This window comes from Pseudomonas sp. GM49, from assembly GCF_000282355.1.
Taxonomy (GTDB): Bacteria; Pseudomonadota; Gammaproteobacteria; order Pseudomonadales; family Pseudomonadaceae; genus Aquipseudomonas.
Window position 1 is genome coordinate 1 of sequence record NZ_AKJL01000073.1, and the last position, 25,359, is coordinate 25,359.

Genomic DNA, 25,359 nt, shown 5'->3' on the forward strand with positions numbered 1-25,359 from the left:
CCCCAGCGGCTCGGCCTTGGGCGTGGCCAGCGGCGCAACCGGCGCGGGCGCTTCAGGCACGACCGGGTGGCTGAAGTTCTTGATCGCATCGATCAGGCGATCGGCCGGCGGCATCGGCTCACCGGCGCGGGCCGCATCGAGCATCTGCGCCAGGCGGTCATGGCTGCGCTGCAACAGCGCGAACAACGGCTCCGTCGGTTGCAACACGCCCGTGGACAGGCCTTCGTAGAGGAATTCCAGTTCGTGGGCCAGATCGCCAATCGCGGCGATTTCCACCATGCGCGCACCGCCCTTGAGGGTGTGCAGGTCGCGCAGCAGGGTTTCCACTTCCTGACGGCTCGAAGGCTGGGCCTGCCAGCGCTCCAGCGCCGCCCCGGAGCTTTCGATGATGTCAAATCCTTCCTCGAGGAAGATTTCCAGCAATTCCGGATCGTGGGCGGCCGAGTCATTGGTGGCCGCCAGTTCGCTGACCTCGGCGGCACACGAGTGGCCCTGCCGGTAGGCGCGAATGGCCTCGATCAGCTCAGCGCAATCGCCCAATGGCTGGTTGTGCTGTAACTGGTCAAGGTGCTGCGCCAAGCGGTCATGGCTCTGCTGCAAAAGCACCGCCAATGAGTCGCTGTAGGCGTAGCGACGATCCACCAGACCTTCGTAAAGGCTTTCCAGTTCATGGGCCAGATCACCAACCGGCCCGACCTCGGCCATGCGCGCGCCGCCTTTGAGGGTGTGCAAATCCCGGTGCAGGGACGACAGCGGCGCGGCGTTGTCCGAGTCGCGCAACCAGCGCTGCAAGGCCTGGCCGGCGCTTTCGAGGATATCCACCGCTTCTTCAAGGAAGATCGCGACGATTTCATCGTCCAGCCCCGGCGCCGTCGCACTCTGCTCAAGCTCGGCGGTGGCCGTACCCAATTCACGGATGCTCAGGCTGCGACTGCCATCGCTGCGGATCAGGCCCATGGCCGATGGGTCAAGGCTCTCGTCGAGCAGTTCGCGCAAGGCCCTGATCCGTTGCGGTTGCGGGCCGACTTCCTGACCGGCAGCCAGCTCATCGAGCATATTGATCAGCGCTTCGTGGGCATTCTGTGCCTCATGGAAAAACTGCTCGCTGACCGCCAGGCTGCTTTCTTCCACGGCACCGTACAGGTCGAGCAACGCTTCGCACAGCTCATCCACCGGATGCAGGTCGGCCAGATGGGCGCCTTCGCCGAGGGTGGTCAGTTCGTCCAGCAGAGCGCTGAGTTCCTGACGTTCGCCGGGGTGTTGCTGCCAACGCTGCAACAGGCTTTCGGCGTCCAGCAGGATGTCCATGCCCTGGGCGAGGAAGTTGTTGATCAACTGCGGATCGCGCTTGATCCGCAGCCCGGTGTTCGGTGTGTTCAGGAGGGTTTCCAGACGCTCGGCCTGCAGCGCCCTGGCTCGCTCGATCAAATGCCGGGCGCCGGGAATTTCCGCCAGCGGATCGCGCTTTAGCTGGCGTAAGCCGAGGCGAAACAGCCCTTCTGCTTCCAGCAACAGCTCGACTTCATCCAGATCCAGCGCGATCAGGTGCGCCTTGTATTCCCGGGCCAGTTGATCCAGCGGCGCGGCCAGTTCGGCAATCGGCAAGACACCGGCCATGGAGGCACTGCCCTTGAGGGTGTGCAAGGCGCGCTGCAACTCGTCGCTGGCCTGCAACGGCACATGTTCGGCGGCCTGATCAAGGAAGCGGTCCAGCGTGCCGAGGTGCGTTTCGGCTTCTTTGCGGAAGATCTCCAGCAACAACGGGTCGAGGGCCGCGACGTCTTGCGTATCCTCATCGGACACCGGTTCATCGCCCTTGGCCAGGGCATGGGCACGGGCGGCCAACTGGTCGACATCGTTGCGCTGACGCTGGGCATTGGCGGCGTATTCCGCCACCAGCTCCGGCAACAGCTTCAGCACATCGCCGATCAGTTGCTGCACCGTAGCGCCCGGCTCCACGCTGTCTTCCAATACGCGGTTGAGCAGGTTCTCCACGGCCCAGGCCAGCTCCCCCAGCACCAGGGCGCGCACCATGCGGCCACTGCCCTTGAGGGTATGGAAGGCCCGGCGCAGCTCGCTCAGGGCCGAGCGGTTGTCGGGGTTGACCGACCAGCGCGGCAAGTACTCGCGCAGGATTTCCAGGACTTCGTCGGTTTCCTCGAGGAACACCTCGCGCAGTTCCTCGTCCACCGGCTCTTCGCCGGCGGGCGGCGGCAACAGGCTGCCCGGGGTGTTCAGGGCCGGCGGGTTCAGGCTCGAGACCGGGCTGGCGATCACATCGGCCAGGGTCTGGACGATCTGTGGATCATCCAGCTCCTGCATCATCTGCATGACCTGCGCTTCGCTCGGGCTGAGCACCTCATCAAGCACTGGCACATGCTGCTCACTGGGAAAAAACCCGAGGCTCGCCAGGCTTTTTTCCGCGACATCGAGCAGGTTTTCACCTTGCGCTTGCGGGTCATCGCTGAGGCGCTCGAGGTAGTACTCGATGCTGGTGATCACGTCGGCCAGGCTGTCCAGTTCCTGCCAGCCCGGTTGACCCGGTTCGAGCAGCAGGTGCTCGCGGATAAAGTGATTGCAGGTTTCAACCAGGCTCGCCGCCCGGCTCAACGGAATCATCGCCAGCGCGCCGCGCACCTGGGTCAGCAAGGCCGGCAGCGCCTGCAAATGCTGGCGGTCCCAATCGGCGTCGATGTAGTCGACGATCATGTCCTTGGCCTGCTGCAAACAGATGCGGGCCTCCTTGATCACGATCTGATGGATCTGCGTCAGGTCGGTGGTCGGCAGGCGGTTGTCATCCTGGCTCTCCGGTTCCACGGTCCCGACCATGCCGGCCAGCGTCGCTTCGACGTACAGCAAGGCCCCGGCAACGTCCATGAGGATGGCATCGTTGGGTTCGCGCTGGCCCTGAGCGAGGCTGAGCACCACCGCCAATTGATCGATGATCACCTTGCGCGGCTGGCCGAAGCCCAGGACCGCCAGGGTATCGGCGATTTGCCGCAGCGGCGCCAGCAGGCTGTCGAGGTCAGAGGTGTGCTGGCGGTCACTGCGCACGAACAGATCCAGGCGCTCCTTGACCCGCACCAGCTCTTCGCACAGCGCTGCCAGCACCGAGCGCATGGCATCGCGGTCGGGGCCGGCCAGCCGCGCGCGTTCTTCATCGACCATCGCGCTGTCGGGTAGCGCGTCGTCCAGTGAGTAGCGTTCTTTCATGGTCAGCATCTGCCCGGTGGGATGTTCGGCCTTGGCAATGTAGAACAGCAAACTCTTGAGCAGCTCCGGCGGTGCCGGTTGGTTGATACCGCGCATGCCTTCTTCGAGCAGGCGCTTGAGCTCCTTGTCGGCATCCCTGAACAGGCTGCGCAAGGCCGGGCTGTTGGCAATCGCACCGCCCTGCATGCCTTCGACCAGGGCCGAAGCCACTTGCCACAACGGGCTCAGGGGGGCGTTGCCGCACAGTGCTTCAAGGCGGGCGAAGACCTTGGCCAGGTAATCGAGGTTGGTGTCGCTGTCCTGTTCACGCAGGAACCCGACCAGCGCCATTTGCAGCATCTGCCGCAGCTTGCGCAGCACATTGGGTAATTCGGCCGGTTCCAGCTGCGCCAGCGTTTCTGCATCCAACGCTGGCAACTCGAGCAATTGCGGACTGAACAGGCTGGTTTCCGACAGCAGGCTTTCGCCACGGGCGCTGCGCAGGTCGTTGATCAGGGGCAACACCACCAGTGGCAAATCGCGGCGCGCGCCTTGCACCCGGTCCAGGTAGATCGGTAACTGCCCGAGGGCCTGCATCAACAGGTGCAACGCCTCGTCGCGATGGCTGACACGGTTGCCCTGCAAGGCCACGGCCAGTTGTTCCATTTCTTCGGCGAGCAACGCCGCGCCATAGAACTCGACCATCTGCAGACTGCCGTGGACCTGATGAATGCACGCCAGGCAATCATCCAGCGCCTGCGTCGCCTGCGGGTCATCAAGCAGGTTTTCGATCGCGTGATGAGCCTGTTTCAGCGTTTCGGCAATCTCGCCCTTGACCCACTCGAGGGCCACGTAGTCGTGCCGATCACCCATAACCACTCCAATCACAATTCAGATACCCATGGGCGGTTCAAGCTTTATCCACAACCTGTGCCTTGGCATCCGGCAAGGTGAAACCGGACACCGAACGACGTAACTGGCTGGCCATTTTCGCCAGGTTGCCGATGCTGTCGGCCGTGGCGGTGGAACCCGACGACGTCTGCGAGGTGATCTGCTGGATCACGTTCATCGTCAGGGAAATCTGACCGGCCGACGACGTCTGCTGTTGTGCAGCGTTGGAAATGCTCTGGATCAACGCCGCGAGCGTCTTGGAGACACCTTCGATTTCTTCCAGGGCCACACCGGCATCCTGCGCCAGACGGGCGCCACGCACCACTTCGGTCGTAGTCTGCTCCATGGAGATGACCGCTTCGTTGGTGTCGGTCTGGATCGCCCGCACCAGGGTTTCGATCTGCCGGGTGGCGGCGGATGAACGCTCGGCCAGGCGCTGCACTTCATCGGCGACCACGGCAAAACCGCGACCGGCGTCACCGGCCATGGAGGCCTGGATGGCCGCGTTGAGGGCAAGGATGTTGGTCTGGTCGGCAATGTCATCGATGAGGCTGACAATGTCGCCGATTTCCTGTGACGACTCGCCCAGGCGCTTGATGCGCTTGGCGGTGTCCTGAATCTGTTCGCGAATGTTGTCCATGCCGTGGATGGTGTTGTGCACCACCTCGTTGCCCTTGTTGGCGATCTCCACCGAGCGTTCGGCAACCGCCGAAGATTCAGCCGCGTTGGCCGACACCTGGTCGATGGACTCGGCCATGTCGTTGATCGCCATGGAGGCCTCGGAAATCTGCTGGGCCTGATGCTCCGACGCCTGGGCCAGGTGCATGGCGGTGGCCTGGGTTTCCTGCACGGCGGCGGCGACCTGACCGGCGGTGAGGTTGATGGTCGCGACCAGATCGCGCAACTGGTCGACGGAATAATTGATCGAGTCGGCGATGGTGCCGGTAAAGTCTTCGGTCACCGAGGCCGTCACCGTGAGGTCGCCGTCGGCCAGGTCTTCGATCTCGTCGAGCAAGCGCATGATCGCGTTCTGGTTACGCTCGTTTTTCTCGGCGGTTTCGCGCAACTGACGATTGGTTTCGCGCACCATCACCAGGCCGATCAGGATGATCGAAGCCAGCGCCAACAAGCCCAGCACATAACCGCCAATGGTGTCGGTGGTGCGCCCGCCGACCATGTTTTCGAAACCGCTGGCCAGGTGAGAGGCTTCGTCGAGCAGGGTTTGCGACAGACTGAAAATGTTCGACGCCGATTCGCGGACCTTGAACAGCTCCGGCGAGGTTTCGAGGATTTCGTCCACCGAGCCCGAGACGAACTCGAACAGCTCGGCGATGTCCGCGAGCCGCGCACGGGCGTCGCGGTCTTCGACCTGGCTGACCTTGAGTGCCGGGTCGCCCTGGAGCATGCCGTTAAGCACCTTGCCGAACTGCGTCGCGTCGCGTCCGAACGCATCGGCGGCCTGCTGTGAGTTTTCGTCACCGGCCAATACCGTGTTGACCGCGCCGAGGATCCGCTCGGCCAGCAGCGACTGGCGCTGGGCCATCGCCACCTGGGCCGCCGGGGCGCCCCGCTGCAGGAGAATCTCGACGACTTTTTCGTACTCGACCTGCAATTGCGGCACGGTTTCGGCCAGGGTCGCGGCGACCTGATGCAGCGACAGTACGGTTTGCTCGCTGGAAAGAATCGCATCGGTGTTTTTCAGCAGGCGCTCCCAGTCCTGTTGCACCGCGCGCATCTCTGGACGCACGGTGGCAGGGGCCGGCGGCAGCCCGGTGGCCGGGTCGCCCTTCTTCAGATAACCCCAGCGCAGGGCAAAATCGTTGCGCGCATCGCTGAGCAACTTGAACGCGGCAGCCTTGCCGGCGGCGGCTTCGGTGGCGTTCTTGGCAATACGCTGGGACAGCACGCGCAGTTCGCCGGCGTGACCGATGTACTGTTTGTCGTAAGTAGCCTGGGTGTTGAGGTACGCGAAGTTGGCGAACAGCAGCATGATGAAGACGATCAGCGCGATGAACAGCACGATGATCTGCGACCGGCTGCGCGACCCTTCCATTGGCTTGCCTGCTTTTGTTTTTATCATCGGTCCTCGCCTGTTAACCCACTTTTGCGCTTGCCAGGAAACCTGTGGGAGCGGGCTTGCTCGCGATTGCGTTGTGTCAGTCGACATCAATGTTGGCTGCAAGTCCGTCATCGCGAGCAAGCTCGCTCCCACAAGGTTCCCTGGTGTTCCGGTTAAATCGCGACGTTCATGAACCCCTGAGACTGCGTCAACGCAAACGGGCTGAACACCTGCCAGCTCTGCTCGCGCTGAAACCGGCCTTTGACGAACGCCGCCACCGGCCCCTTCAACTCGTCTGCCGGTACCGGCTCCAGGCTGTCCTGGGCAAAGTGCTGGAGGCCGAAGACTTCATCGACCAGCAAACCGGCAAACACCTCTTCATGTTCCACCACCAACACCCGCCGCTGTCGGCGCACCACGCACAGCTCGTGCCCGAAGAAGCCGCCCAAATCCATGACCGGCAGCAAACGCCCGCGCAGGTTGGCGACACCCTTGACCCAGGGTTTGACCCCCGGTAGCTGAGTGGAGCGCGGCTCGTGCAAGACTTCGCTGACTTCGCTCATGGGCGCGACGTACCAGTGCTCACCCAGGCGAAATCCGATGCCGCTCCAGCTGTCCCGCCGGGGTGGCTGGGACGGCAAGTCCGCCGCCAGCAAACGACAGCGCTGGTCGATTTGCAGCAGCAGTTCGAAAGCCGTCGGCGACTCGTTCATGGCCTGACGATCAACCGGCCAGCACGTTGTTCAGGGTTTTGATCAGGGTGTCTTCATCGACCGGTTTGGTCAGGTAGTCCCTGGCGCCCTGGCGCGTGCCCCAGACCTTGTCGGTGTCCTGATCCTTGGTGGTGATGATGATCACCGGGATGTGTCCGGTTTCCGGGTCCTTGGTCAGCTGGCGGGTCGCCTGGAAGCCATTGAGGCCGGGCATGACGATGTCCATCAGGACCGCATCGGGCTTTTCCTGGCGCGCCAGGGCCACGCCGTCGGCGCCGTTTTCGGCTTTCAACACTTCATGACCGTGCTTTTCCAGCATGCCGGTCAGTTTGTACATTTCGGTCGGCGAATCATCGACGATCAGAATACGTGCCATGGTCTTCCCCATTTCTTGTCGGCGCCGGGCCCGATGGCCGAGCGTCACTGTGCGTGTCCTACTGCGGCAAAACGGCGGCGAAGCCAGGCACATGGGCCTGGATCGCATCAAGCAATTCTTCCTTGCTGAAAGGCTTGGTCAAAAACTGGTCGGAGCCGACGATGCGCCCCTTGGCCTTGTCGAACAGCCCGTCCTTGGATGACAGCATAATCACCGGCGTGGACTTGAACGCGCTGTTGTTCTTGATCAGGGCGCAGGTCTGGTAGCCATCCAGACGCGGCATCATGATGTCGACAAAGATGATGCCGGGGTGGTTGTCGGCAATCTTGGCCAAGGCATCGAAGCCGTCGATGGCCGTGATGACCTCACAACCCACGTTTTTGAGCAGCGTTTCGGCGGTGCGACGGATCGTCTTCGAATCGTCGATCACCATGACCTTCAAGGCGCTGGGGTGCTGTTCCATAAAATGCTCTACCGTCGCCTTTGCGAAACAAATTGTCCGTTTGCCGGTTAACGCGGCTCGAAACCCTTGATGCTCAAGGGCCAGCACGACATGGCAGCCTTTTTAGCACAGTCTCCAAAACCAATCTATCGGCCGACCTGCAAGGTGGTTTTTCCTTGACCGGGAACACACTCAGCGCCACTCTGACGCCACTTTTATACGGCCCTTTGGCCTGATCGCTTTTTGTGGGAGCGAGCCTGCTCGCTCCCACAGAAGATCAACGTCCGGCCCCCAATTTTCGAGGAAAACCCAATGAGCGTTCGCGTCGGGATTGTCATGGACCCTATCGCCAGCATTTCCTATAAAAAGGATAGCTCGCTGGCCATGCTGCTGGCCGCGCAGAAGCGTGGTTGGGAGCTGTTCTATATGGAACAGCGCGACCTGTATCAGGGCGAAGGCCAGGCTCGGGCGCGGATGCGTCCGCTGCAGGTTTTCGCCAACCCGGAAAAATGGTTCGAACTGGGCGCCGAAAGCGACGCGCTGCTGAGCGATCTGGACGTGATCCTGATGCGCAAGGATCCGCCGTTCGACATGGAGTTCGTCTACTCCACGTACTTGCTGGAACAGGCCGAGCGCGCCGGCGTGCTGGTGGTCAACAAGCCGCAAAGCCTGCGTGACTGCAACGAAAAGCTGTTCGCCACGCTGTTCCCGCAGTGCACGCCGCCGACCGTGGTCAGCCGCCGCGCCGACGTGTTGCGCGAATTCGCCGCCAAACACGGCGACGTGATCCTCAAGCCGCTGGACGGCATGGGCGGCACGTCGATTTTCCGTCACCGTGCGGGCGATCCGAACCTGTCGGTGATCCTCGAAACCCTCACTGCCCTCGGCGCCCAGCAGATCATGGGCCAGGCCTACCTGCCGGCAATCAAGGACGGCGACAAGCGCATCCTGATGATCGACGGCGAGCCTGTCGATTACTGCCTGGCACGGATTCCGGCCCAGGGCGAAACCCGTGGCAACCTCGCTGCCGGTGGCCGCGGCGAAGCCCGTCCGCTGACCGACAAGGACCGCTGGATCGCCGCGCAAGTCGGCCCGACCCTGCGGGAAAAAGGCCTGTTGTTCGTTGGCCTGGACGTGATCGGCGAGCACCTGACCGAGATCAACGTCACCAGCCCGACCTGCATTCGCGAGATTGATAACGCGTTCGGCACCGACATCGGCGGCATGCTCATGGATGCCATCGATCAGAAGCTCAAGGCACGTTGATTAGCTAAACCAACATTGCGTTATCATGCGCGGCCTGTGAAAAACGCGATGTTGGTTTCCTTGTCATGACCCTCCCGTCCGATCTGCCTGCCGAACTCGCCCACCGTGGCGTGCGCCCGGCCGATCGCCTCGGTTTTACCCTATTTCTGGCGGCACTGATCCACCTGGCCTTGCTGTTGGGTGTCGGGTTTGCAGTGGTCGAGCCCAGGCAGATCAGCAAAACCCTGGAAATCACCCTCGCCACCTTCAAAAGCGAAAAGAAGCCTGAGAAAGCCGATTTCCTGGCCCAGGAGAATCAGCAAGGCAGCGGTACCCTGGATAAAAAGGCGATTCCCAAGACCACCGAGGTCGCGCCGTTCCAGGACAACAAGGTGCAGAAAGTCACGCCACCGCCGGCCGCCAAGCCTGAAGTGCAGGAAGCCCCGCCCAAGGCTGCCGTGACCACTGTGGCGCCGAAGCCGAAAAAAGCCCCCGCCAAGACCGAGGAGCCCAAGACCGAGGTCAAACCCCAGGTCCAGGCGCCGACGTTCGACAGCGAGCAACTGTCCAGCGACATCGCCAGCCTCGAAGCGGAACTGGCCGCCGAACAACAGCTGTACGCCAAGCGCCCGCGCATTCACCGCTTGAGCGCGGCCTCGACCATGCGCGACAAGGGTGCCTGGTACAAGGACGAGTGGCGCAAGAAAGTCGAACGCATCGGCAACCTCAACTACCCCGACGAAGCGCGGCGCAAACAGATCTACGGCAATTTGCGCTTGATGGTGTCGATCAATCGTGACGGTTCGCTGTATGAAGTGCTGGTGCTGGAGTCCTCCGGGCAACCGCTGCTGGATCAGGCGGCCCAGCGCATCGTTCGCCTGGCGGCACCGTTTGCACCGTTTACCGGGGATCTGTCGGACATCGACCGCCTGGAAATCATCCGCACCTGGAAATTTGCCCGTGGGGATCGCCTCTCAAGCAATTGACCACCCCGAAACCCTGTGGGAGCGAGCTTGCTCGCGATGACAACTTCACATTCAACAAAGATGTCGACTGCCAGACCGCCATCGCGAGCAAGCTCGCTCCTACAGAATTACGGCATTTCCTGTGCATCCCCGGCTTGTCAGTTCGCCCCTCGAACGCCACACTAACGCTCATGAAAAACGTCAACCCCAGCTACCTCAAGCATCAATTCCTGATCGCCATGCCGCACATGGCCGACCCGAACTTTGCGCACACCTTGACCTACATCGTCGAGCACACGGCCAATGGTGCCATGGGGCTGGTGGTCAACCGTCCGCAAGAGCTGAACCTGGCCGATATCCTTGAGCAATTGCGCCCGGATATCGAACCGCCAGCGCTCTGCCAGCATGTACCGATCTTTATCGGCGGCCCGGTGCAAACCGATCGCGGCTTCGTCTTGCACCCCAAGGGGCTGAGTTTCCAGGCAACCGTTGATCTGGAAGACGAGTTATCCCTGTCGACCACCCAGGACATACTGTTCGCCATCGCTGACGGCGTCGGCCCGGCAAAAAGCCTGATTGCCCTCGGCTATGCCGGTTGGGAAGCCGGGCAACTGGAGGCCGAACTGGCGCAGAACGCCTGGCTGACCTGCCCCTTTGACGCCGACATCCTGTTCAACACCAGCAGCGAGCTGCGCCTGGAAGCGGCGGCCAGGCACCTGGGTGTCAACCTCAGCCTGCTGACCAGCCAGGCGGGGCACGCCTGATGGCCCTGCGGCTGATTCTCGGATTCGACTACGGCACCAAACAGATCGGCGTTGCGGTCGGCCAGGTCATTACCGGCCAGGCTCGCGAGCTGTGCACCCTGAAGGCGCAGAACGGCATTCCTGACTGGAACCAGGTCGATGCCCTCATCAAAGAGTGGAAGCCCGATGCCGTAGTGGTCGGCCTGCCGTTGAACATGGACGGCACGCCCAGTGACATGTGCGCCCGCGCGGAAAAGTTCGCCCGGCGCCTGAACGGCCGCTTCAACCTGCCCTTTTATACCCACGATGAACGCCTGACCACCTTCGAGGCCAAGGGCGAACGCCTGGCCCGCGGCGGCCAGAAAGGCAGTTATCGCGACAACCCGGTCGATGCCATCGCCGCCGCCCTGCTGCTGCAAGGTTGGCTCGACGAAAATGGCGCACTGTTCGAATCCTGAAGAGCCGCGATGCGTCTCTCTTAGCTACAACCACCCGAGCCACCAAAAGCACCACCTGGCTCGGGCCCAAGAAGGAGCAACCATGAGCCTGCCCAATCCCTCCGAACTGATCAGCCAGATGGCGACCCGACTTGACGCTTATCTGGCCAAACGAGGCATTAGCGACCCGCGTTTCATCGGCATCCGCACCGGTGGCGTCTGGGTGGCCCAGGCCCTGCTCAAGGAACTGGGCAGCGCGGAGCCCCTCGGCACCCTGGACGTGTCCTTCTACCGCGACGATTTCAGCCAGAGCGGCCTGCACCCGCAGGTTCGCCCTTCGGCGCTGCCGTTCGAGATCGAAGGCCAGCACCTGGTGCTGATCGACGACGTGCTGATGAGCGGCCGGACCATCCGCGCCGCCATGAACGAACTGTTCGACTACGGCCGCCCGGCCAGCGTGACGCTGGTGTGCCTGCTGGACCTGGACGCCGGCGAACTGCCGATCCGCCCGAACGTGGTTGGCGCCACACTGTCACTGGCGGCCCACGAACGGGTGAAGCTGTCCGGCCCCGAGCTCGCGCTCGAACTGCAAGACCTCGCCCTTTAATTCGCCCTATTGAGAGTCCCCCTTGCGATGACGCCTCTAGAAACCAAGCGCCCGCTGCAGCTCAATGATCAGGGCCAGCTGCGCCATTTCCTCTCGCTCGACGGTTTGCGCCGCGAGCTGCTGACGGAAATCCTCGACACCGCCGACTCCTTCCTCGAAGTCGGCGCCCGGGCCGTGAAGAAAGTCCCGTTGCTGCGCGGCAAGACCGTGTGCAACGTGTTCTTCGAGAACTCGACCCGCACCCGCACCACCTTCGAGCTGGCGGCCCAGCGGCTCTCCGCGGACGTGATCACCCTCAACGTGTCCACGTCGTCGGCGAGCAAGGGCGAAACCCTGCTCGACACCCTGCGCAACCTGGAAGCCATGGCCGCCGACATGTTCGTCGTGCGCCACGGTGATTCCGGCGCCGCGCACTTCATCGCCGAACATGTCTGCCCGCAAGTGGCGATCATCAACGGCGGTGACGGCCGGCACGCGCACCCGACCCAGGGCATGCTCGACATGTTGACCATCCGCCGGCACAAGGGCGGTTTCGAAAACCTTTCGGTGGCCATCGTCGGCGATATCCTGCATTCGCGGGTCGCGCGCTCGAACATGCTGGCCCTGAAAACCCTCGGTTGCCCGGACATCCGCGTGATCGCGCCGAAAACCCTGCTGCCGATCGGCATCGAGCAATACGGCGTGAAGGTCTACACCGACATGACCGAAGGCCTGAAGGACGTCGACGTGGTGATCATGTTGCGCCTGCAGCGTGAACGCATGACCGGCGGCCTGCTGCCGAGCGAAGGCGAGTTCTACCGCCTGTTCGGCTTGACCACCGCACGCCTGGCCGGGGCCAAGCCCGATGCCATCGTGATGCACCCGGGACCGATCAACCGTGGCGTGGAAATCGAGTCAGCGGTGGCCGATGGCCCGCACTCGGTGATCCTCAACCAGGTGACCTACGGGATCGCCATTCGTATGGCCGTGCTGTCCATGGCCATGAGCGGGCAGACTGCCCAGCGCCAATTCGAGCAGGAGAACGCCCAGTGAAGCTCAGCATTCTCGGCGCCCGCGTGATCGATCCGGCCAGCGGCCTGGATCAAGTGACCGACATCCACATTGAAGCCTGCAAGGTCGTCGCCATTGGCGCTGCACCCGCCGGTTTTATCGCCGTCGACACGATCGACGCCAAAGGCCTGGTGGCCGCTCCAGGCCTCGTCGACCTCAACGTTGCCCTGCGCGAGCCGGGTTATAGCCGCAAAGGCTCGATTGTCAGCGAAACCCGCGCGGCGGCAGCTGGCGGCGTGACCAGCCTGTGCTGCCCGCCGAAGACCAAACCGGTGCTGGACACCTCGGCCGTGGCCGAACTGATCCTCGACCGCGCCCGTGAGGCCGGCAACACCAAAGTCTTCCCGATTGGCGCCCTGAGCAAAGGCCTGGACGGTGAACAGCTGGCCGAGCTGGTTGCCTTGCGCGATGCCGGTTGCGTGGCCTTCGGCAATGGCCTGGAGAGTTTCCGCAACACCCGCACCCTGTGTCGGGCACTGGACTATGCAGCGACTTTCGACCTGACAGTGATTTTCAACTCCCAGGATCACGACCTGGCCGAGGGTGGCCTGGCTCACGAAGGCCCGACTGCCAGTTTCCTTGGCCTGCCAGGCATTCCGGAAAGCGCCGAAACCGTCGCCCTGGCCCGGGATCTGCTGCTGGTTGAACAGACGGGCGTGCGCGCACACTTCAGCCAGCTCACCAGCGCCCGCGGTGTTGAACTGATCGCCCAGGCCCAGGCCCGGGGCCTGAAGGTCACGGCGGATGTCGCCCTGTACCAGTTGATCCTGACCGACGAAGCCCTGATCGACTTCAGCAGCCTGTACCACGTCCAGCCGCCGCTACGCACCCGCGCCGACCGCGAGGGCCTGCGCGCCGCGGTGAAATCCGGCGTGATCTCGGCCATCTCCAGTCACCACCAACCCCATGAGCGTGACGCCAAGCTGGCACCGTTCGGCGCCACCGAGCCGGGCATCAGCAGCGTCGAACTGCTGTTGCCACTGGCGATGACCCTGGTTGAAGACGGTTTGCTGGACCTGCCGACGCTACTGAAACGCCTGAGCGTCGGCCCTGCAGAGGCCCTGCGCCTGCCGGCAGGCAAACTGGCGGTAGGTGGCGCGGCGGACATCGTGCTGTTCGACCCTGCGGCCTCGACCGTGGCCGGTGAAACATGGCTGTCCAAGGGCGAAAACTGCCCGTTCATTGGCCACAGCCTGCCGGGTGTGGTGCGTTATACCCTGGTGGATGGACGGATCAGCCACCAGGCTTAAGACCGCGTCGCCTGCATTCGCGAGCAAGCCCGCTCCCACATTAGTTCTGTAATGAACACAGTAATTGTGAACACCAAAGATCAAATGTGGGAGCGGGCTTGCTCGCGAAGGCTTACTGGAAGGCGCCTCTGTTCTGTCCGTTACGCACAGAAACCTGGTCATTCAACGTCCAGAAGTCATATCGCCCTCCTGCCCCGCCCTCCACTGCCTTTCCCCAAACAGCACAGCCGCATCAAGAATACTTCTACAAGCGATGGCGAATAAACTACCCAACGAACAGAAATTTCTGACTTCTCATCATCTGTGCGAAAGGAACTTCGCAACATACAGAAACAGCCTACAAAGTTATTGAATACAGATTCAATACGCATCATTTAATATAAAAACAGCACAAGGAAAAATCAGGCGGCTTTACAGTTAACCCTGGGTTCAACTGGGGAGCCTATGCGATGCCCCATCACTTCCTCAGCCAAAATGGATATGCTCCATGATTGGTTAAAATAAAAAGTGCTATAAAAGCCCTTATTTATGAGTTTCTGCATTCAGGAAGAGCCCACATGAAGACTCTCTACAAACACCTGAACTACATCTACCCAGCGCTTTTAGTGATCACTTCCAGCGTAGCAATATTTACCATAGAAAGTAATTTGAGCGCAGGCATTTACGACATAGATCGAGACTCAATCGGAATACCAATAGGCACAATCCTGATTGCGGGCTTAGTGTTATTCATATTTCACCTAATGCAAATATTTTTATACAGAAAAGCCCGCCACACCAATTCAACCTTGATAAAAATATCAGCATTAATAGTTGCAATTGCATCGCTTGCGATTCTCGCCGACAGCATAAATTACTGGGCCACCCCAAACCACTTCATCATTTCAATCTTCTACAGCTTCAGCACAATGGCATTTTTAACACTTCAACTTCAATTACTGAAAGTATTCCAGTAACCACTCACAGACCGTAACTCAAGCAGACGGATAGCTAGATCAGTCACCCGACGTAAAACCCTGCGGCGAGAGGGCCTGCCCCCACGCCGCAGAAATCACCGACTCTGCGCATTACGCACCGACACCTGATCATTCAACGTCCAGAAGTCATACAACACGCCAATAAAGAACAACCCGCCCGTCAACAGGTACAGCAGCCCGCTGATCCATTTCCCCTGATACATGCGGTGCACGCCGAACACCCCGAGAAACGTCAGCAGAATCCACGCAACGTTGTATTCGATCGGCCCGGCGGTGAACCGCAGGTCCGCTTCACGGTCCATGGACGGGATCAGGAACAGGTCGATCAGCCAACCGATCCCCAGCAAGCCAAAGGTGAAGAACCAGATCGTCCCGGTCACCGGCTTGCCGTAATAGAAGCGATGAGCGCCGGTAAAACCGAAAATCCACAGCAGGTAACCGATCACTTTGCTGTGGGTGTCTTGCTGCTGGATCGTCTGTTGATAGGGGTTCATGAATGACCTCGATTCGCACGATAGATAAATATTCTTCATTTCTTTGTGACTTTTTTACAGGCACCCGACGTATGGCAGGTGCTACCGTCACTCCCGTCTAAGCCTTGTAACACCGGGCTTCTGTCCGACAATTGCGCCATTTTGCCGCTTTTTTGCCACCATTGCCCCCCAGGTTGAATCGACCAACGGCCTCGGAAGCGGCAAAAAAGCTGTTATAAAGTTGCGCGCTAACTTATTAAGAGCCTTGCCTAATGCGTTCATTTTTCAAGACATGGCTAACCATTTGCCTTTTGATGCCACTGGCCGCCCACGCCACCAATCGTGAGCAACGTCTTCCTAACGTTAATGGTTACACCCCAAAATCCCATGCCTCTGCTCCTTCGAGCAAAGACAAAAAATCCGATAAATATGCTCCAACCCTGGCCAGCGACAAAAGCGGCCTGGTTCCACCGATGGGCACCAAGGAAAGCAGCAACGTGCTGAGCCGCGCTGTGAACGTCCTCGGCACTCCCTATCGTTGGGGCGGCAGCAGCCCAAGCAAAGGTTTCGATTGCAGCGGCCTGGTGAAATACGCGTTCAACGACGCCACGTTCGACCTGCCACGCACCTCCAACGCCATGGCCAGCGGTCATGGGGAGAAAGTCGATCGCAACGACCTGAAGCCGGGCGATCTGATTTTCTTCAATATCAAGAGCCGTCGGGTCAATCACGTTGCCATTTACCTGGGCAACGACCGCTTCATCCACGCGCCACGTCGTGGCAAGTCGGTGACCATCGACACTTTGAAGAAACCGTACTGGGAAAGCCACTACATGGTTGCCAAGCGGGTCCTGCCGAAAGAGCCGAATCAGTTGCGGGTGGTTCAGCGCTGATTTCAGTGTCCTGAATCTGTATCGAACATAATGACCCCATCGCGAGCAAGCTCGCTCCCACATTGGAATGCGCCCCCCTGTGGGAGCGAGCTTGCTCGCGATGGCGTCCTTGAAAGCACCACACATTTTCCTCAAAAACCTTCCGGCGACCGCGCTTTCTCCTGCGCATGATCACGACTGATCAACCCCTTGGTCACCAGGTTCTTCAAGCTCATATCCAGCGTCTGCATCCCCAACGACCCTCCCGACTGAATCGCCGAGTACATCTGCGCCACCTTGTCCTCGCGGATCAGGTTGCGGATCGCCGATGTCCCCAGCATGATCTCGTGGGCCGCGATGCGTCCGCCACCGACCTTCTTCACCAGGGTCTGGGACACCACCGCCAGCAGCGACTCGGAGAGCATCGAGCGCACCATCGACTTCTCGTCCCCCGGAAACACGTCGACCACCCGGTCGATGGTTTTCGCCGCCGACGTGGTGTGCAGCGTGCCGAACACCAGATGGCCGGTTTCGGCGGCGGTCAACGCCAGGCGAATGGTTTCCAGATCGCGCATCTCCCCCACCAGAATCACATCCGGGTCTTCCCGCAGTGCCGATCGCAAGGCGGTGGCAAAGCTGCGGGTATCGCGATGGACTTCACGCTGGTTGATCAGGCATTTACGCGATTCGTGGACGAACTCGATAGGGTCCTCGATGGTGAGGATGTGGTGATGGCGATGGGTATTCAGGTAGTCGATCATCGCCGCCAGCGTAGTGGATTTGCCGGAACCGGTCGGGCCGGTCACCAGCACCAGACCACGGGGAGCGTCGGTCATCTTGCGAAACACTTCGCCCATGCCCAGTTCGTCCATGCTCTGCACTTTTGACGGGATGGTACGAAACACGGCGCCCGCGCCACGGTTCTGATTGAACACATTGACCCGAAAGCGCGCCACGCCGGGCACATCAAAGGAAAAGTCGGTTTCCAGATGCTTTTCGAAATCCACCCGCTGGGTGTCGTTCATGATGTCGTAGATCAGCGCCTGCACCTGTTTGTGGTCCATGGCCGGCAGATTGATGCGCCGCACATCACCATCCACCCGAATCATCGGCGGCAGGCCGGCAGACAGGTGCAGGTCGGATGCGCCCTGTTTGGCGCTGAATGCCAGCAGTTCGGTGATATCCATAGCGTCTCTCAATTCCAGTAGAATGCCGCGAACCTTCAGACCGCTGGCGCCTCTTGATGTCCACCATAGCAGACAACATTCTCGAAGTTAGTTCGCGCATCGATGCTGCTGCACTCGCTGCCAACCGCGCCGAAAACAGCGTCCGGCTGCTGGCCGTGAGCAAGACCAAACCCGCACAAGACCTGCGTGAAGCCTACGCCGCCGGCCTGCGCGACTTTGGCGAGAACTACCTGCAGGAAGCGCTGGGCAAGCAGCTTGAACTGGCCGACCTGCCCTTGATCTGGCACTTCATCGGCCCCATTCAATCGAACAAGACTCGTGCTATCGCCGAGCACTTCGACTGGGTGCATTCCGTGGATCGCCTGAAAATCGCGCAACGCCTGTCCGAACAACGTCCCGCCGATTTGCCGCCCCTGAACATCTGCATTCAGGTCAACGTCAGCGGTGAAGCCAGCAAATCCGGCTGTACCCCGGCTGACCTGCCGGCCCTGGCCAATGCCATCAGCGCTTTGCCGCGTCTGAAGTTGCGCGGGTTGATGGCTATCCCTGAGCCGACTGAAGATCGCGCCGCCCAGGATGCTGCATTTGCTGCCGTACAAAGCCTGCAAGCCAGCCTGAACCTGCCACTCGACACACTTTCCATGGGCATGAGCCACGATCTCGAATCGGCCATCGCCCAAGGTGCCACCTGGGTCCGTATCGGTACGGCCCTGTTTGGCGCTCGCGACTACAGCCAGCCTTGAAAATGGCTGACAACTCTCTTTATAAGGACCTGACATGAGCAAGACGCGTATTGCCTTTATCGGTGCCGGCAACATGGCCTCCAGTCTGATCGGCGGCCTGCGGGCCAAGGGTCTGGAAGCGGCGCAGATCCGCGCCAGCGATCCGGGCGAAGAAACCCGCGCCCGCGTGAGTGCTGAACACGGCATCGAAACCTTCGCCGACAACGCCCAGGCCATCGATGGCGCCGACGTCGTCGTCCTCGCGGTCAAGCCACAGGCAATGAAAGCCGTGTGCGAAGCGATTCGCCCAAGCCTCAAGCCCCATCAACTGGTGGTGTCGATTGCCGCAGGCATCACCTGCGCCAGCATGAACAACTGGCTCGGCGCCCAGCCGATCGTGCGCTGCATGCCCAATACCCCGGCGCTGCTGCGTCAGGGCGTGAGTGGTTTGTTCGCCACCGACCAAGTCACGGCGCAACAACGCCAGCAAGCCCAGGAGCTGTTGTCGGCGGTCGGCATCGCCCTGTGGCTGGACGAGGAGCAGCAACTGGATGCGGTCACCGCCGTTTCCGGTAGCGGCCCTGCATATTTCTTTCTGCTGATCGAGGCCATGACCGCCGCCGGCGTAAAACTCGGCCTGCCGGCGGACATCGCCGCGCAATTGACCCTGCAAACCGCACTGGGCGCCGCGCACATGGCGGTCTCCAGCGACGTCGACGCGGCCGAGCTGCGCCGCCGTGTCACCTCGCCTGCGGGCACCACAGAAGCCGCAATCAAGTCGTTCCAGGCCAATGGCTTTGAAGCCATGGTCGAAAAAGCACTCGGTGCTGCCGCGCATCGCTCGGCCGAGATGGCCGAACAACTGGGTCAATAAGGAGCTTTTCATGATTGGATTGAACACCGCAGCGGTCTACGTGCTGCAAACCCTCGGCAGCCTGTACCTGCTGATCGTGCTGATGCGCTTCGTGCTGCAACTGGTGCGGGCAAACTTCTACAACCCGATCTGCCAGTTCGCCGTGAAGGCCACCCAGCCGCTGCTCAAGCCGCTGCGCCGGATCATCCCGAGCGTGTTCGGCCTGGACATGTCCTCGCTGGTGCTGGCGATCCTGGTGCAACTGGCACTGATGGCCCTGACCCTGTTGCTGACCTACGGCACCACCGGCAATCCGCTGCAGCTGCTGATCTGGTCGATCATCGGTGTGACCGCACTATTCCTGAATATCTTCTTCTTTGCCCTGATCATCAGTGTGATCCTGTCCTGGGTCGCACCGGGCAGCCATAACCCGGGCGCCGAACTGGTGAACGACATCTGCGAGCCGGCCCTGGCGCCGTTCCGCAAATTCCTGCCGAACCTGGGCGGGCTTGATCTGTCGCCGATCTTTGCGTTCCTGGCGATCAAACTGATCGACATGCTGGTGATCAACAACCTCGCCGCCATAACCATGATGCCGCAAATCCTCCGCGTGTTGATCTGACCCGGTGAGCTGGTTTCGCTGGGACGGTGACGACCTGATTCTGGAATGTCACCTGCAACCGGCAGCCCGTAGCGATGATTTCTGTGGGCTGCACGGCGATCGCCTGAAGATCCGCCTGACCGCGCCGCCGGTCGAGGGCAAGGCCAACGCGTATCTGATGGCGTTTTTGGCCAAGGCCTTTGGCGTGTCCAAGAGCCAGGTCAGTTTGATCAGCGGTGAGTTGAACCGGCAGAAACGGGTGCGCATTTGCTCGCCGAAGAAGTTGCCGGATTTGCCTGATCTGGTGCGCCCGGCGGACTGACCGTGTCATCGTTCATCGCGAGCAAGCCCGCTCCCACAGGGGAATGCGTTCCCCTGTGGGAGCGGGCTTGCTCGCGAATGGGGCACCTCGGTCTGAATGAATCAAATCAGGCCCGGCCTTTGCTTGCCGCTAACCCCAGCGGTCTTTAGACTTACGCCTCATTTCAATGAGAGCAGGGTCGATGCCAGCTGCCTTTCCCCCCGATTCTGTTGGTCTGGTGACGCCGCAAGTGGCGCACTTCAGCGAGCCGCTGGCTTTGGCCTGTGGACGTTCGCTCCCGGCCTATGACCTGATCTACGAAACCTACGGCACGCTCAACGCCACGGCGAGCAATGCCGTGCTGATCTGCCACGCCTTGTCCGGGCACCATCACGCTGCCGGCTATCACAGCCCCGACGACCGCAAACCCGGTTGGTGGGACAGCTGCATCGGCCCCGGCAAGCCGATCGACACCAACAAGTTCTTCGTGGTCAGCCTGAACAACCTCGGCGGCTGCAACGGCTCCACCGGCCCGAGCAGCATCAACCCGGACACCGGCAAGCCGTTCGGCGCCGATTTCCCGGTCCTGACCGTCGAAGACTGGGTGCACAGCCAGGCGCGCCTGGCCGATCGTCTCGGCATCGCCCGGTTCGCGGCCGTGATCGGCGGCAGCCTCGGCGGCATGCAGGCGATGCAATGGAGCATCACCTACCCTGACCGCATCCGTCACTGCCTGGCCATCGCCTCGGCACCCAAGTTGTCGGCACAGAACATCGCGTTCAACGAAGTGGCGCGCCAGGCGATCCTCACCGACCCGGAATTCCACGGCGGTTCGTTCCAGGAACACAACGTGATCCCCAAGCGCGGCCTGATGCTGGCGCGGATGGTCGGGCACATCACCTACCTGTCCGACGATTCCATGGGCGAAAAATTCGGCCGCGGGCTCAAGAGCGAGAAGCTCAACTACGACTTCCACAGCGTCGAGTTCCAGGTTGAAAGCTACCTGCGTTATCAGGGCGAAGAGTTCTCCGGGCGCTTCGACGCCAATACGTATCTGTTGATGACCAAAGCGCTCGATTACTTCGATCCGGCGGCGAACTTCGACGATAACCTGGCAAAAACCTTTGAAGGTGCCAAAGCCAAGTTCTGCGTGATGTCGTTCACCACCGACTGGCGCTTCTCCCCTGCCCGTTCGCGGGAACTGGTGGACGCGCTGATGGCCGCGCGCAAGGACGTCTGCTACCTCGAGATCGACGCACCGCAAGGCCACGACGCCTTCCTGATTCCGATCCCGCGCTACCTGCAGGCATTCGGCAATTACATGAACCGCATTACGTTGTGAGAAAGCCATGAGAGCTGATCTGGAAATCATCCAGGAATGGATCCCCGCCGGCAGCCGCGTGCTCGACCTCGGGTGCGGCGATGGCGAACTGCTGACCTGGCTGCGCGATAACAAGCAAGTCACCGGTTATGGCCTGGAAAACGACACTGACAACATTGCCGAGTGCGTGGCCAAGGGCATCAACGTCATCGAACAGGACCTGGACAAGGGCCTGGGCAACTTTGCCAGCAACAGTTTCGACATCGTGGTCATGACCCAGGCGCTGCAAGCGGTGCACTACCCGGACAAGATCCTCGAGGAAATGCTGCGCGTAGGCCGACAGTGCATCATCACCTTCCCCAACTTCGGTCACTGGCGCTGCCGCTGGTACCTGGCGAGCAAGGGCCGGATGCCGGTTTCCGAGTTCCTGCCGTACACCTGGTACAACACGCCGAACATTCACTTCTGCACCTTCGCTGACTTTGAAGCCTTGTGTCGCGAACGTGAAGCGAAGGTCATTGATCGGCTTGCGGTGGATCAACAGCATCGACACGGGTGGGCCAGTAAGCTATGGCCTAATCTGTTAGGTGAGATCGGAATCTACCGCGTCAGCAGTCCGGGACTTTCCGACCACAAGGTCGCGGTCTGATCCACCCTATTTCAAGGAGAACGATCATGGGTCGTCTTGCTTTGTTTCTACTCACTGCCTGCCTGAGCGTCACCGCCATGGGCGCCGAACCCATCAAGAGCGAGCGCCAGGAAACCTTCGGCGACGTGACGGTGCACTACAACACCTTCAACTCCACCTACCTGACCCCGGACATTGCCAAGTCCGCCGAACTGATCCGCAGCAAGAACCAGGGCGTGATCAATATCTCGGTGCTCAAGGAAGGCAAGCCACTGATCGCCCAGGTGAGCGGTTCGGTCAAAGACCTGACCAGCCAGACCGTGCCACTGAAGTTCAAACAGATCACCGAACAAGGTGCGATCTACTACATCGCGCAATATCCGGTAGATCAACCGGAGGTCCGCACTTTCGACATCAAGGTGCAGACCGGTGACAAAATCAACACCATCAATTTCAACCAAGAGCTCTTCCCCGGCCAATGATCAACTTCACGCAACTCGTATTGGCCAGCCATAACGCCGGCAAACTCAAGGAACTCCAGGCCATGCTCGGCGAGTCGGTGCATCTGCGCTCGATCGGCGAGTTCAGCAGCGTGGAGCCCGAAGAAACCGGTTTGTCGTTCGTCGAGAACGCCATCCTCAAGGCCCGTAATGCCGCGCGCATTTCCGGCCTGCCGGCGCTGGCCGACGATTCCGGGCTGGCCGTGGATTTCCTCGGCGGTGCGCCCGGCATCTATTCGGCGCGCTATGCCGACGGCAAAGGCGATGCGGCGAACAACGCCAAGCTGCTCGACGTGTTGAAAGACGTGCCTGAAGCCGAGCGTGGTGCGCAGTTCGTCTGCGTGCTCGCATTGGTGCGCCACGCCGATGATCCATTGCCGATCCTCTGCGAAGGTTTGTGGCACGGGCGAATCCTGACCCAGGCCAGCGGCGAACACGGTTTTGGCTACGACCCGCTGTTCTGGGTGCCGGAGCGCGATTGCTCCAGCGCCGAGTTGAGCCCGGGCGACAAGAACCAGATCAGCCACCGCGCCCGTGCAATGGATCTGCTGCGCCAGCGTCTGGGCTTGAAATGACCCGTGAATCATCCGCGTCGCCGCTGATCTTCGGCGGCGACGTTCAATCGCCTCGGGCGGCCCTGCCAGTGCTGCCGCCCCTGGCGCTGTACATCCACATCCCGTGGTGTGTACGCAAATGCCCTTATTGCGACTTCAACTCCCACACCGCCAGCCCTGTGCTGCCGGAAGAAGAGTACGTCGACGCCTTGCTGGCCGATCTCGATCAGGACCTGCACGCCGTTTATGGTCGTGAGCTGAGCTCGATATTCTTTGGTGGCGGTACGCCAAGCCTGTTCAGTGCTGATTCGCTGGGTCGCTTGCTCAAAGGCGTCGAACAACGCATCCCGTTTGCCAGCGACATCGAAATCACGCTGGAAGCCAATCCGGGGACATTCGAGCAAGACAAGTTCGTGGCCTACCGGAAACTGGGCATCAATCGCCTGTCGATCGGCATCCAGAGTTTTCAGCAAGAAAAACTCGAGGCCCTGGGCCGCATCCACAACGGCGACGAAGCCGTACGCGCCGCCGGCATGGCGCGGCAGGCCGGGTTCGATAACTTCAACCTGGACTTGATGCATGGCTTGCCGAATCAGTCCCTGGACGATGCCTTGGCGGACCTGCGCACAGCCATTGCCCTGAAACCGACACACCTGTCGTGGTATCAACTGACCCTGGAACCGAACACGGTGTTCTGGAACCAGCCGCCGACGCTGCCGGAAGACGACACGCTGTGGGACATCCAGGAAGCCGGGCAAGCGCTGCTGGCCAAACACGGTTACGCCCAGTACGAAGTCTCGGCCTATGCCCAGCCCGGTCGTCCGGCGCGACACAACCTCAATTACTGGAGTTTTGGCGACTTCATCGGCATCGGCGCCGGCGCCCACGGCAAGCTCAGCCACCCGGACGGGCGCATTGTCCGCACCTGGAAAACCCGCTTGCCGAAGGATTACCTGAACCCGGCGAAAAGCTTCCGGGCCGGCGAGAAAGCGCTGGGCAACGATGAAATGCCGTTCGAATTCCTGATGAACGCGTTGCGCCTGACTGAAGGCGTCGAATCGCGGCTGTACCCGGAACGTACCGGCATGACGCTGGAAAGCCTTGCTGAAGGCCGCCGTGAAGCCGAACAAAGCGGCCTGTTGCAGGTCGAACCGTCACGTCTGGTAGCCACCGAGCGCGGACAACTCTTCCTCAACGACTTGCTGCAGAAATTTCTGACATAAGGAAATCGAATGGATTTGGTACTCGACCTGCTTGCCACCGTGTCTCGCTGGAGCCGCAGCAACCTCTCGGAAATCGCCCTGGCCCTGGTGGGCTGCCTGCTGGTGCTGTTTGGTGCGGATTTCAAAGGCTGGGTCGAGCAGCGTCTGGGCAGCATCGCCGGCGCCTTGCGCGTGCCACTGATGTCCCTGCTGTGCATGATTGGCAGCGGCGCGGCGCTGATCTACGCCACACCATGGATCGTGCGCGGCTTGAGTCAGTTCAACAACTACAGCCTGGCGCCGGTGTTGCTGGTGGTGTTGGTGTTGATTGGCGTGGTCGCGGATCGCCGCTAATCCTACAGCACACACAAAACAACTGTGGGAGCGAGCTTGCTCGCGATGGGGCCATAACATCCAACATCTCTGTTGACTGTCAGGCCGCCATCGCGAGCAAGCTCGCTCCCACAGGTTTTACGCCAGTTTTTCGAACTTCAAATCCCACACACCATGCCCAAGACGTTCGCCACGGCGTTCGAACTTGGTGATCGGCCGTTCGGCCGGGCGCGGTACGCACTTGCCGTCTTCGGCGAGGTTGCGGTAACCCGGCGCAACGTTCATCACTTCCAGCATGTATTCGGCGTACGGCTCCCAGTCGGTGGCCATGTGCAGAATGCCGCCGACCTTCAACTTGCTGCGTACCAGCTCAGCGAATGACGCCTGGACAATGCGACGCTTGTGATGACGGCTCTTGTGCCACGGGTCCGGGAAAAACAGCATCAGGCGATCGAGGCTGTTATCGGCCACACAGCGGTTGAGCACTTCGATGGCATCGCAATCGTAGACCCGCAGGTTGGTCAAACCCTGGGTCAACACGCCATTGAGCAGCGCCCCGACACCCGGACGGTGCACTTCGACGCCGATGAAATCCTGATCCGGCGAAGCCGCTGCCATTTCCAGCAGCGAATGGCCCATGCCGAAACCGATTTCCAGCGAGCGCGGTGCCGAGCGACCGAACACCTGGTCGAAGTCCACCGGCGCATCGGCCAGCGGCAGCACGTACAGCGGCGCGCCCTGCTCCAGGCCGCGTTGCTGGCCTTCGGTCATGCGCCCGGCACGCATCACGAAACTCTTGATGCGGCGGTGTTGGCGCTCGTCGCCTTCTTCCGTCTGGATAGGCGTGTCGTTCGATTCAGTCATC

At 61.0% G+C, this 25,359-nt stretch carries 27 protein-coding genes; 19 read left to right on the forward strand and 8 right to left on the reverse strand.

Features of this window, described 5'->3' with window-relative positions; translation table 11 throughout:
* The 5 genes from PMI29_RS22720 to pilG all read right to left on the reverse strand — a co-directional run.
* On the reverse strand, positions 1-4,065 hold a 4,065-nt coding region (locus PMI29_RS22720; RefSeq protein ID WP_007995420.1), incomplete at its 3' end, for an Hpt domain-containing protein.
* Between the two features lie 37 nt (positions 4,066-4,102).
* Entirely contained in the window at positions 4,103-6,163 is a 2,061-nt protein-coding gene (locus PMI29_RS22715) for a methyl-accepting chemotaxis protein (RefSeq protein WP_033052117.1), read from the reverse strand.
* Positions 6,164-6,315: 152 nt separating this feature from the next.
* Positions 6,316-6,855 carry a chemotaxis protein CheW gene (locus tag PMI29_RS22710; protein ID WP_007995424.1) on the reverse strand — a complete coding sequence of 180 codons (540 nt, stop codon included), beginning with the start codon at positions 6,853-6,855 and terminating at the stop codon, positions 6,316-6,318.
* A 10-nt stretch (positions 6,856-6,865) separates the two neighbouring features.
* Positions 6,866-7,231: a twitching motility response regulator PilH gene (gene pilH / locus PMI29_RS22705; protein ID WP_007995426.1), complete on the reverse strand. Its 366-nt coding sequence runs from the start codon at positions 7,229-7,231 to the stop codon at positions 6,866-6,868.
* A 58-nt stretch (positions 7,232-7,289) separates the two neighbouring features.
* Positions 7,290-7,694 carry a twitching motility response regulator PilG gene (gene pilG, locus PMI29_RS22700; RefSeq protein ID WP_007987791.1) on the reverse strand — a complete coding sequence of 135 codons (405 nt, stop codon included), beginning with the start codon at positions 7,692-7,694 and terminating at the stop codon, positions 7,290-7,292.
* Positions 7,695-7,985: 291 nt separating this feature from the next.
* On the opposite strand from pilG, the gene gshB reads away from it, so the two are divergent.
* The 8 genes from gshB to PMI29_RS22665 all read left to right on the forward strand — a co-directional run bounded on the left by gshB (position 7,986) and on the right by PMI29_RS22665 (position 14,926).
* Positions 7,986-8,939, forward strand: a complete 954-nt coding sequence (gene gshB / locus PMI29_RS22695; RefSeq protein WP_007995429.1) for a glutathione synthase — start codon at positions 7,986-7,988, stop codon at positions 8,937-8,939.
* A gap of 65 nt (positions 8,940-9,004) precedes the next feature.
* Positions 9,005-9,904, forward strand: coding sequence for an energy transducer TonB (locus tag PMI29_RS22690; RefSeq protein WP_007995430.1), 900 nt, complete (start codon positions 9,005-9,007; stop codon positions 9,902-9,904).
* 170 nt (positions 9,905-10,074) lie between these two features.
* The gene (locus tag PMI29_RS0129895; protein ID WP_033052118.1) at positions 10,075-10,647 is read left to right on the forward strand and encodes a YqgE/AlgH family protein; all 573 of its coding nucleotides are present in this window, start codon (positions 10,075-10,077) and stop codon (positions 10,645-10,647) included.
* On the forward strand, positions 10,647-11,084 hold the full coding sequence (ruvX, locus tag PMI29_RS22685; protein WP_007995433.1) for a Holliday junction resolvase RuvX: 438 nt from the start codon (positions 10,647-10,649) through the stop codon (positions 11,082-11,084). Before PMI29_RS0129895 ends, ruvX begins: the two co-directional genes overlap by 1 nt.
* Before the next feature lie 82 nt (positions 11,085-11,166).
* Entirely contained in the window at positions 11,167-11,670 is a 504-nt protein-coding gene (pyrR, locus tag PMI29_RS22680) for a bifunctional pyr operon transcriptional regulator/uracil phosphoribosyltransferase PyrR (protein ID WP_007995435.1), read from the forward strand.
* A 27-nt stretch (positions 11,671-11,697) separates the two neighbouring features.
* Positions 11,698-12,702, forward strand: coding sequence for an aspartate carbamoyltransferase catalytic subunit (locus PMI29_RS22675; protein ID WP_007939362.1), 1,005 nt, complete (start codon positions 11,698-11,700; stop codon positions 12,700-12,702).
* Entirely contained in the window at positions 12,699-13,970 is a 1,272-nt protein-coding gene (locus PMI29_RS22670; protein ID WP_007995436.1) for a dihydroorotase, read from the forward strand. Before PMI29_RS22675 ends, PMI29_RS22670 begins: the two co-directional genes overlap by 4 nt.
* Positions 13,971-14,527: 557 nt before the next feature.
* Positions 14,528-14,926, forward strand: coding sequence for a hypothetical protein (locus tag PMI29_RS22665; RefSeq protein ID WP_007995438.1), 399 nt, complete (start codon positions 14,528-14,530; stop codon positions 14,924-14,926).
* A 95-nt stretch (positions 14,927-15,021) separates the two neighbouring features.
* Here PMI29_RS22665 and PMI29_RS22660 read toward each other — a convergent pair whose 3' ends face one another.
* The gene (locus tag PMI29_RS22660) at positions 15,022-15,441 is read right to left on the reverse strand and encodes an NINE protein (protein ID WP_007995439.1); all 420 of its coding nucleotides are present in this window, start codon (positions 15,439-15,441) and stop codon (positions 15,022-15,024) included.
* A gap of 251 nt (positions 15,442-15,692) precedes the next feature.
* Between PMI29_RS22660 and PMI29_RS22655 the strand changes: the two genes are divergently transcribed.
* On the forward strand, positions 15,693-16,313 hold the full coding sequence (locus tag PMI29_RS22655; RefSeq protein WP_007995441.1) for a C40 family peptidase: 621 nt from the start codon (positions 15,693-15,695) through the stop codon (positions 16,311-16,313).
* Positions 16,314-16,444: 131 nt separating this feature from the next.
* Here the strand turns inward: PMI29_RS22655 and PMI29_RS22650 are convergent, their stop codons facing one another.
* On the reverse strand, positions 16,445-17,479 hold the full coding sequence (locus PMI29_RS22650) for a type IV pilus twitching motility protein PilT (RefSeq protein WP_007995442.1): 1,035 nt from the start codon (positions 17,477-17,479) through the stop codon (positions 16,445-16,447).
* A 56-nt stretch (positions 17,480-17,535) separates the two neighbouring features.
* Here PMI29_RS22650 and PMI29_RS22645 point away from each other — a divergent pair, with 56 nt between their 5' ends.
* The 10 genes from PMI29_RS22645 (at position 17,536) to PMI29_RS22600 (ending at position 24,515) form a co-directional block, all read left to right on the forward strand.
* On the forward strand, positions 17,536-18,222 hold the full coding sequence (locus PMI29_RS22645; protein ID WP_007995443.1) for a YggS family pyridoxal phosphate-dependent enzyme: 687 nt from the start codon (positions 17,536-17,538) through the stop codon (positions 18,220-18,222).
* Positions 18,223-18,256: 34 nt separating this feature from the next.
* A complete protein-coding gene (gene proC / locus PMI29_RS22640; RefSeq protein ID WP_007995445.1) occupies positions 18,257-19,075 on the forward strand; it encodes a pyrroline-5-carboxylate reductase in 819 nt (272 codons plus the stop codon).
* A 10-nt stretch (positions 19,076-19,085) separates the two neighbouring features.
* On the forward strand, positions 19,086-19,676 hold the full coding sequence (locus PMI29_RS22635) for a YggT family protein (protein WP_007995446.1): 591 nt from the start codon (positions 19,086-19,088) through the stop codon (positions 19,674-19,676).
* Between the two features lie 4 nt (positions 19,677-19,680).
* Positions 19,681-19,977: a DUF167 domain-containing protein gene (locus PMI29_RS22630; protein ID WP_007995448.1), complete on the forward strand. Its 297-nt coding sequence runs from the start codon at positions 19,681-19,683 to the stop codon at positions 19,975-19,977.
* A 181-nt stretch (positions 19,978-20,158) separates the two neighbouring features.
* Complete coding sequence (gene metX, locus PMI29_RS22625; RefSeq protein WP_007995450.1) at positions 20,159-21,298, forward strand: homoserine O-succinyltransferase MetX; 1,140 nt, start codon at positions 20,159-20,161, stop codon at positions 21,296-21,298.
* Between the two features lie 7 nt (positions 21,299-21,305).
* Positions 21,306-21,926, forward strand: a complete 621-nt coding sequence (metW, locus tag PMI29_RS22620; RefSeq protein WP_007995452.1) for a methionine biosynthesis protein MetW — start codon at positions 21,306-21,308, stop codon at positions 21,924-21,926.
* A 26-nt stretch (positions 21,927-21,952) separates the two neighbouring features.
* Positions 21,953-22,387, forward strand: coding sequence for a DUF4426 domain-containing protein (locus tag PMI29_RS22615; protein WP_007995454.1), 435 nt, complete (start codon positions 21,953-21,955; stop codon positions 22,385-22,387).
* Positions 22,384-22,980 (forward strand): RdgB/HAM1 family non-canonical purine NTP pyrophosphatase, encoded by a 597-nt coding sequence (rdgB, locus tag PMI29_RS22610; protein ID WP_007987823.1) that lies wholly within the window; start codon positions 22,384-22,386, stop codon positions 22,978-22,980. Before PMI29_RS22615 ends, rdgB begins: the two co-directional genes overlap by 4 nt.
* On the forward strand, positions 22,977-24,182 hold the full coding sequence (hemW, locus tag PMI29_RS22605) for a radical SAM family heme chaperone HemW (RefSeq protein ID WP_007995456.1): 1,206 nt from the start codon (positions 22,977-22,979) through the stop codon (positions 24,180-24,182). Before rdgB ends, hemW begins: the two co-directional genes overlap by 4 nt.
* 9 nt (positions 24,183-24,191) lie before the next feature.
* Positions 24,192-24,515, forward strand: a complete 324-nt coding sequence (locus PMI29_RS22600) for a DUF3392 domain-containing protein (protein ID WP_007995458.1) — start codon at positions 24,192-24,194, stop codon at positions 24,513-24,515.
* 117 nt (positions 24,516-24,632) lie between these two features.
* Here PMI29_RS22600 and trmB read toward each other — a convergent pair whose 3' ends face one another.
* Positions 24,633-25,358, reverse strand: coding sequence for a tRNA (guanosine(46)-N7)-methyltransferase TrmB (gene trmB, locus PMI29_RS22595; protein WP_007995461.1), 726 nt, complete (start codon positions 25,356-25,358; stop codon positions 24,633-24,635).
* Between the last annotated feature and the right edge of the window lies 1 nt (position 25,359).

Excerpts from the sequence above, each read along its gene's own strand:
- PMI29_RS0129895 (WP_033052118.1), top strand. The coding sequence starts at position 10,075 with ATGAAAAACGTCAACCCCAGCTACCTCAAGCATCAATTCCTGATCGCC.
- PMI29_RS22675 (WP_007939362.1), top strand. The coding sequence starts at position 11,698 with ATGACGCCTCTAGAAACCAAGCGCCCGCTGCAGCTCAATGATCAGGGC.
- PMI29_RS22650 (WP_007995442.1), bottom strand. The coding sequence starts at position 17,479 with ATGGATATCACCGAACTGCTGGCATTCAGCGCCAAACAGGGCGCATCC.
- PMI29_RS22710 (WP_007995424.1), bottom strand. The coding sequence starts at position 6,855 with ATGAACGAGTCGCCGACGGCTTTCGAACTGCTGCTGCAAATCGACCAG.
- proC (WP_007995445.1), top strand. The coding sequence starts at position 18,257 with ATGAGCAAGACGCGTATTGCCTTTATCGGTGCCGGCAACATGGCCTCC.
- PMI29_RS22690 (WP_007995430.1), top strand. The coding sequence starts at position 9,005 with ATGACCCTCCCGTCCGATCTGCCTGCCGAACTCGCCCACCGTGGCGTG.
- pyrR (WP_007995435.1), top strand. The coding sequence starts at position 11,167 with ATGAGCCTGCCCAATCCCTCCGAACTGATCAGCCAGATGGCGACCCGA.
- metX (WP_007995450.1), top strand. The coding sequence starts at position 20,159 with ATGCCAGCTGCCTTTCCCCCCGATTCTGTTGGTCTGGTGACGCCGCAA.
- PMI29_RS22615 (WP_007995454.1), top strand. The coding sequence starts at position 21,953 with ATGGGTCGTCTTGCTTTGTTTCTACTCACTGCCTGCCTGAGCGTCACC.
- PMI29_RS22655 (WP_007995441.1), top strand. The coding sequence starts at position 15,693 with ATGCGTTCATTTTTCAAGACATGGCTAACCATTTGCCTTTTGATGCCA.
- metW (WP_007995452.1), top strand. The coding sequence starts at position 21,306 with ATGAGAGCTGATCTGGAAATCATCCAGGAATGGATCCCCGCCGGCAGC.
- trmB (WP_007995461.1), bottom strand. The coding sequence starts at position 25,358 with ATGACTGAATCGAACGACACGCCTATCCAGACGGAAGAAGGCGACGAG.
- ruvX (WP_007995433.1), top strand. The coding sequence starts at position 10,647 with ATGGCCCTGCGGCTGATTCTCGGATTCGACTACGGCACCAAACAGATC.
- gshB (WP_007995429.1), top strand. The coding sequence starts at position 7,986 with ATGAGCGTTCGCGTCGGGATTGTCATGGACCCTATCGCCAGCATTTCC.
- pilH (WP_007995426.1), bottom strand. The coding sequence starts at position 7,231 with ATGGCACGTATTCTGATCGTCGATGATTCGCCGACCGAAATGTACAAA.
- pilG (WP_007987791.1), bottom strand. The coding sequence starts at position 7,694 with ATGGAACAGCACCCCAGCGCCTTGAAGGTCATGGTGATCGACGATTCG.
- PMI29_RS22635 (WP_007995446.1), top strand. The coding sequence starts at position 19,086 with ATGATTGGATTGAACACCGCAGCGGTCTACGTGCTGCAAACCCTCGGC.
- PMI29_RS22665 (WP_007995438.1), top strand. The coding sequence starts at position 14,528 with ATGAAGACTCTCTACAAACACCTGAACTACATCTACCCAGCGCTTTTA.
- PMI29_RS22645 (WP_007995443.1), top strand. The coding sequence starts at position 17,536 with ATGTCCACCATAGCAGACAACATTCTCGAAGTTAGTTCGCGCATCGAT.
- PMI29_RS22715 (WP_033052117.1), bottom strand. The coding sequence starts at position 6,163 with ATGATAAAAACAAAAGCAGGCAAGCCAATGGAAGGGTCGCGCAGCCGG.
- hemW (WP_007995456.1), top strand. The coding sequence starts at position 22,977 with ATGACCCGTGAATCATCCGCGTCGCCGCTGATCTTCGGCGGCGACGTT.
- PMI29_RS22600 (WP_007995458.1), top strand. The coding sequence starts at position 24,192 with ATGGATTTGGTACTCGACCTGCTTGCCACCGTGTCTCGCTGGAGCCGC.
- rdgB (WP_007987823.1), top strand. The coding sequence starts at position 22,384 with ATGATCAACTTCACGCAACTCGTATTGGCCAGCCATAACGCCGGCAAA.
- PMI29_RS22660 (WP_007995439.1), bottom strand. The coding sequence starts at position 15,441 with ATGAACCCCTATCAACAGACGATCCAGCAGCAAGACACCCACAGCAAA.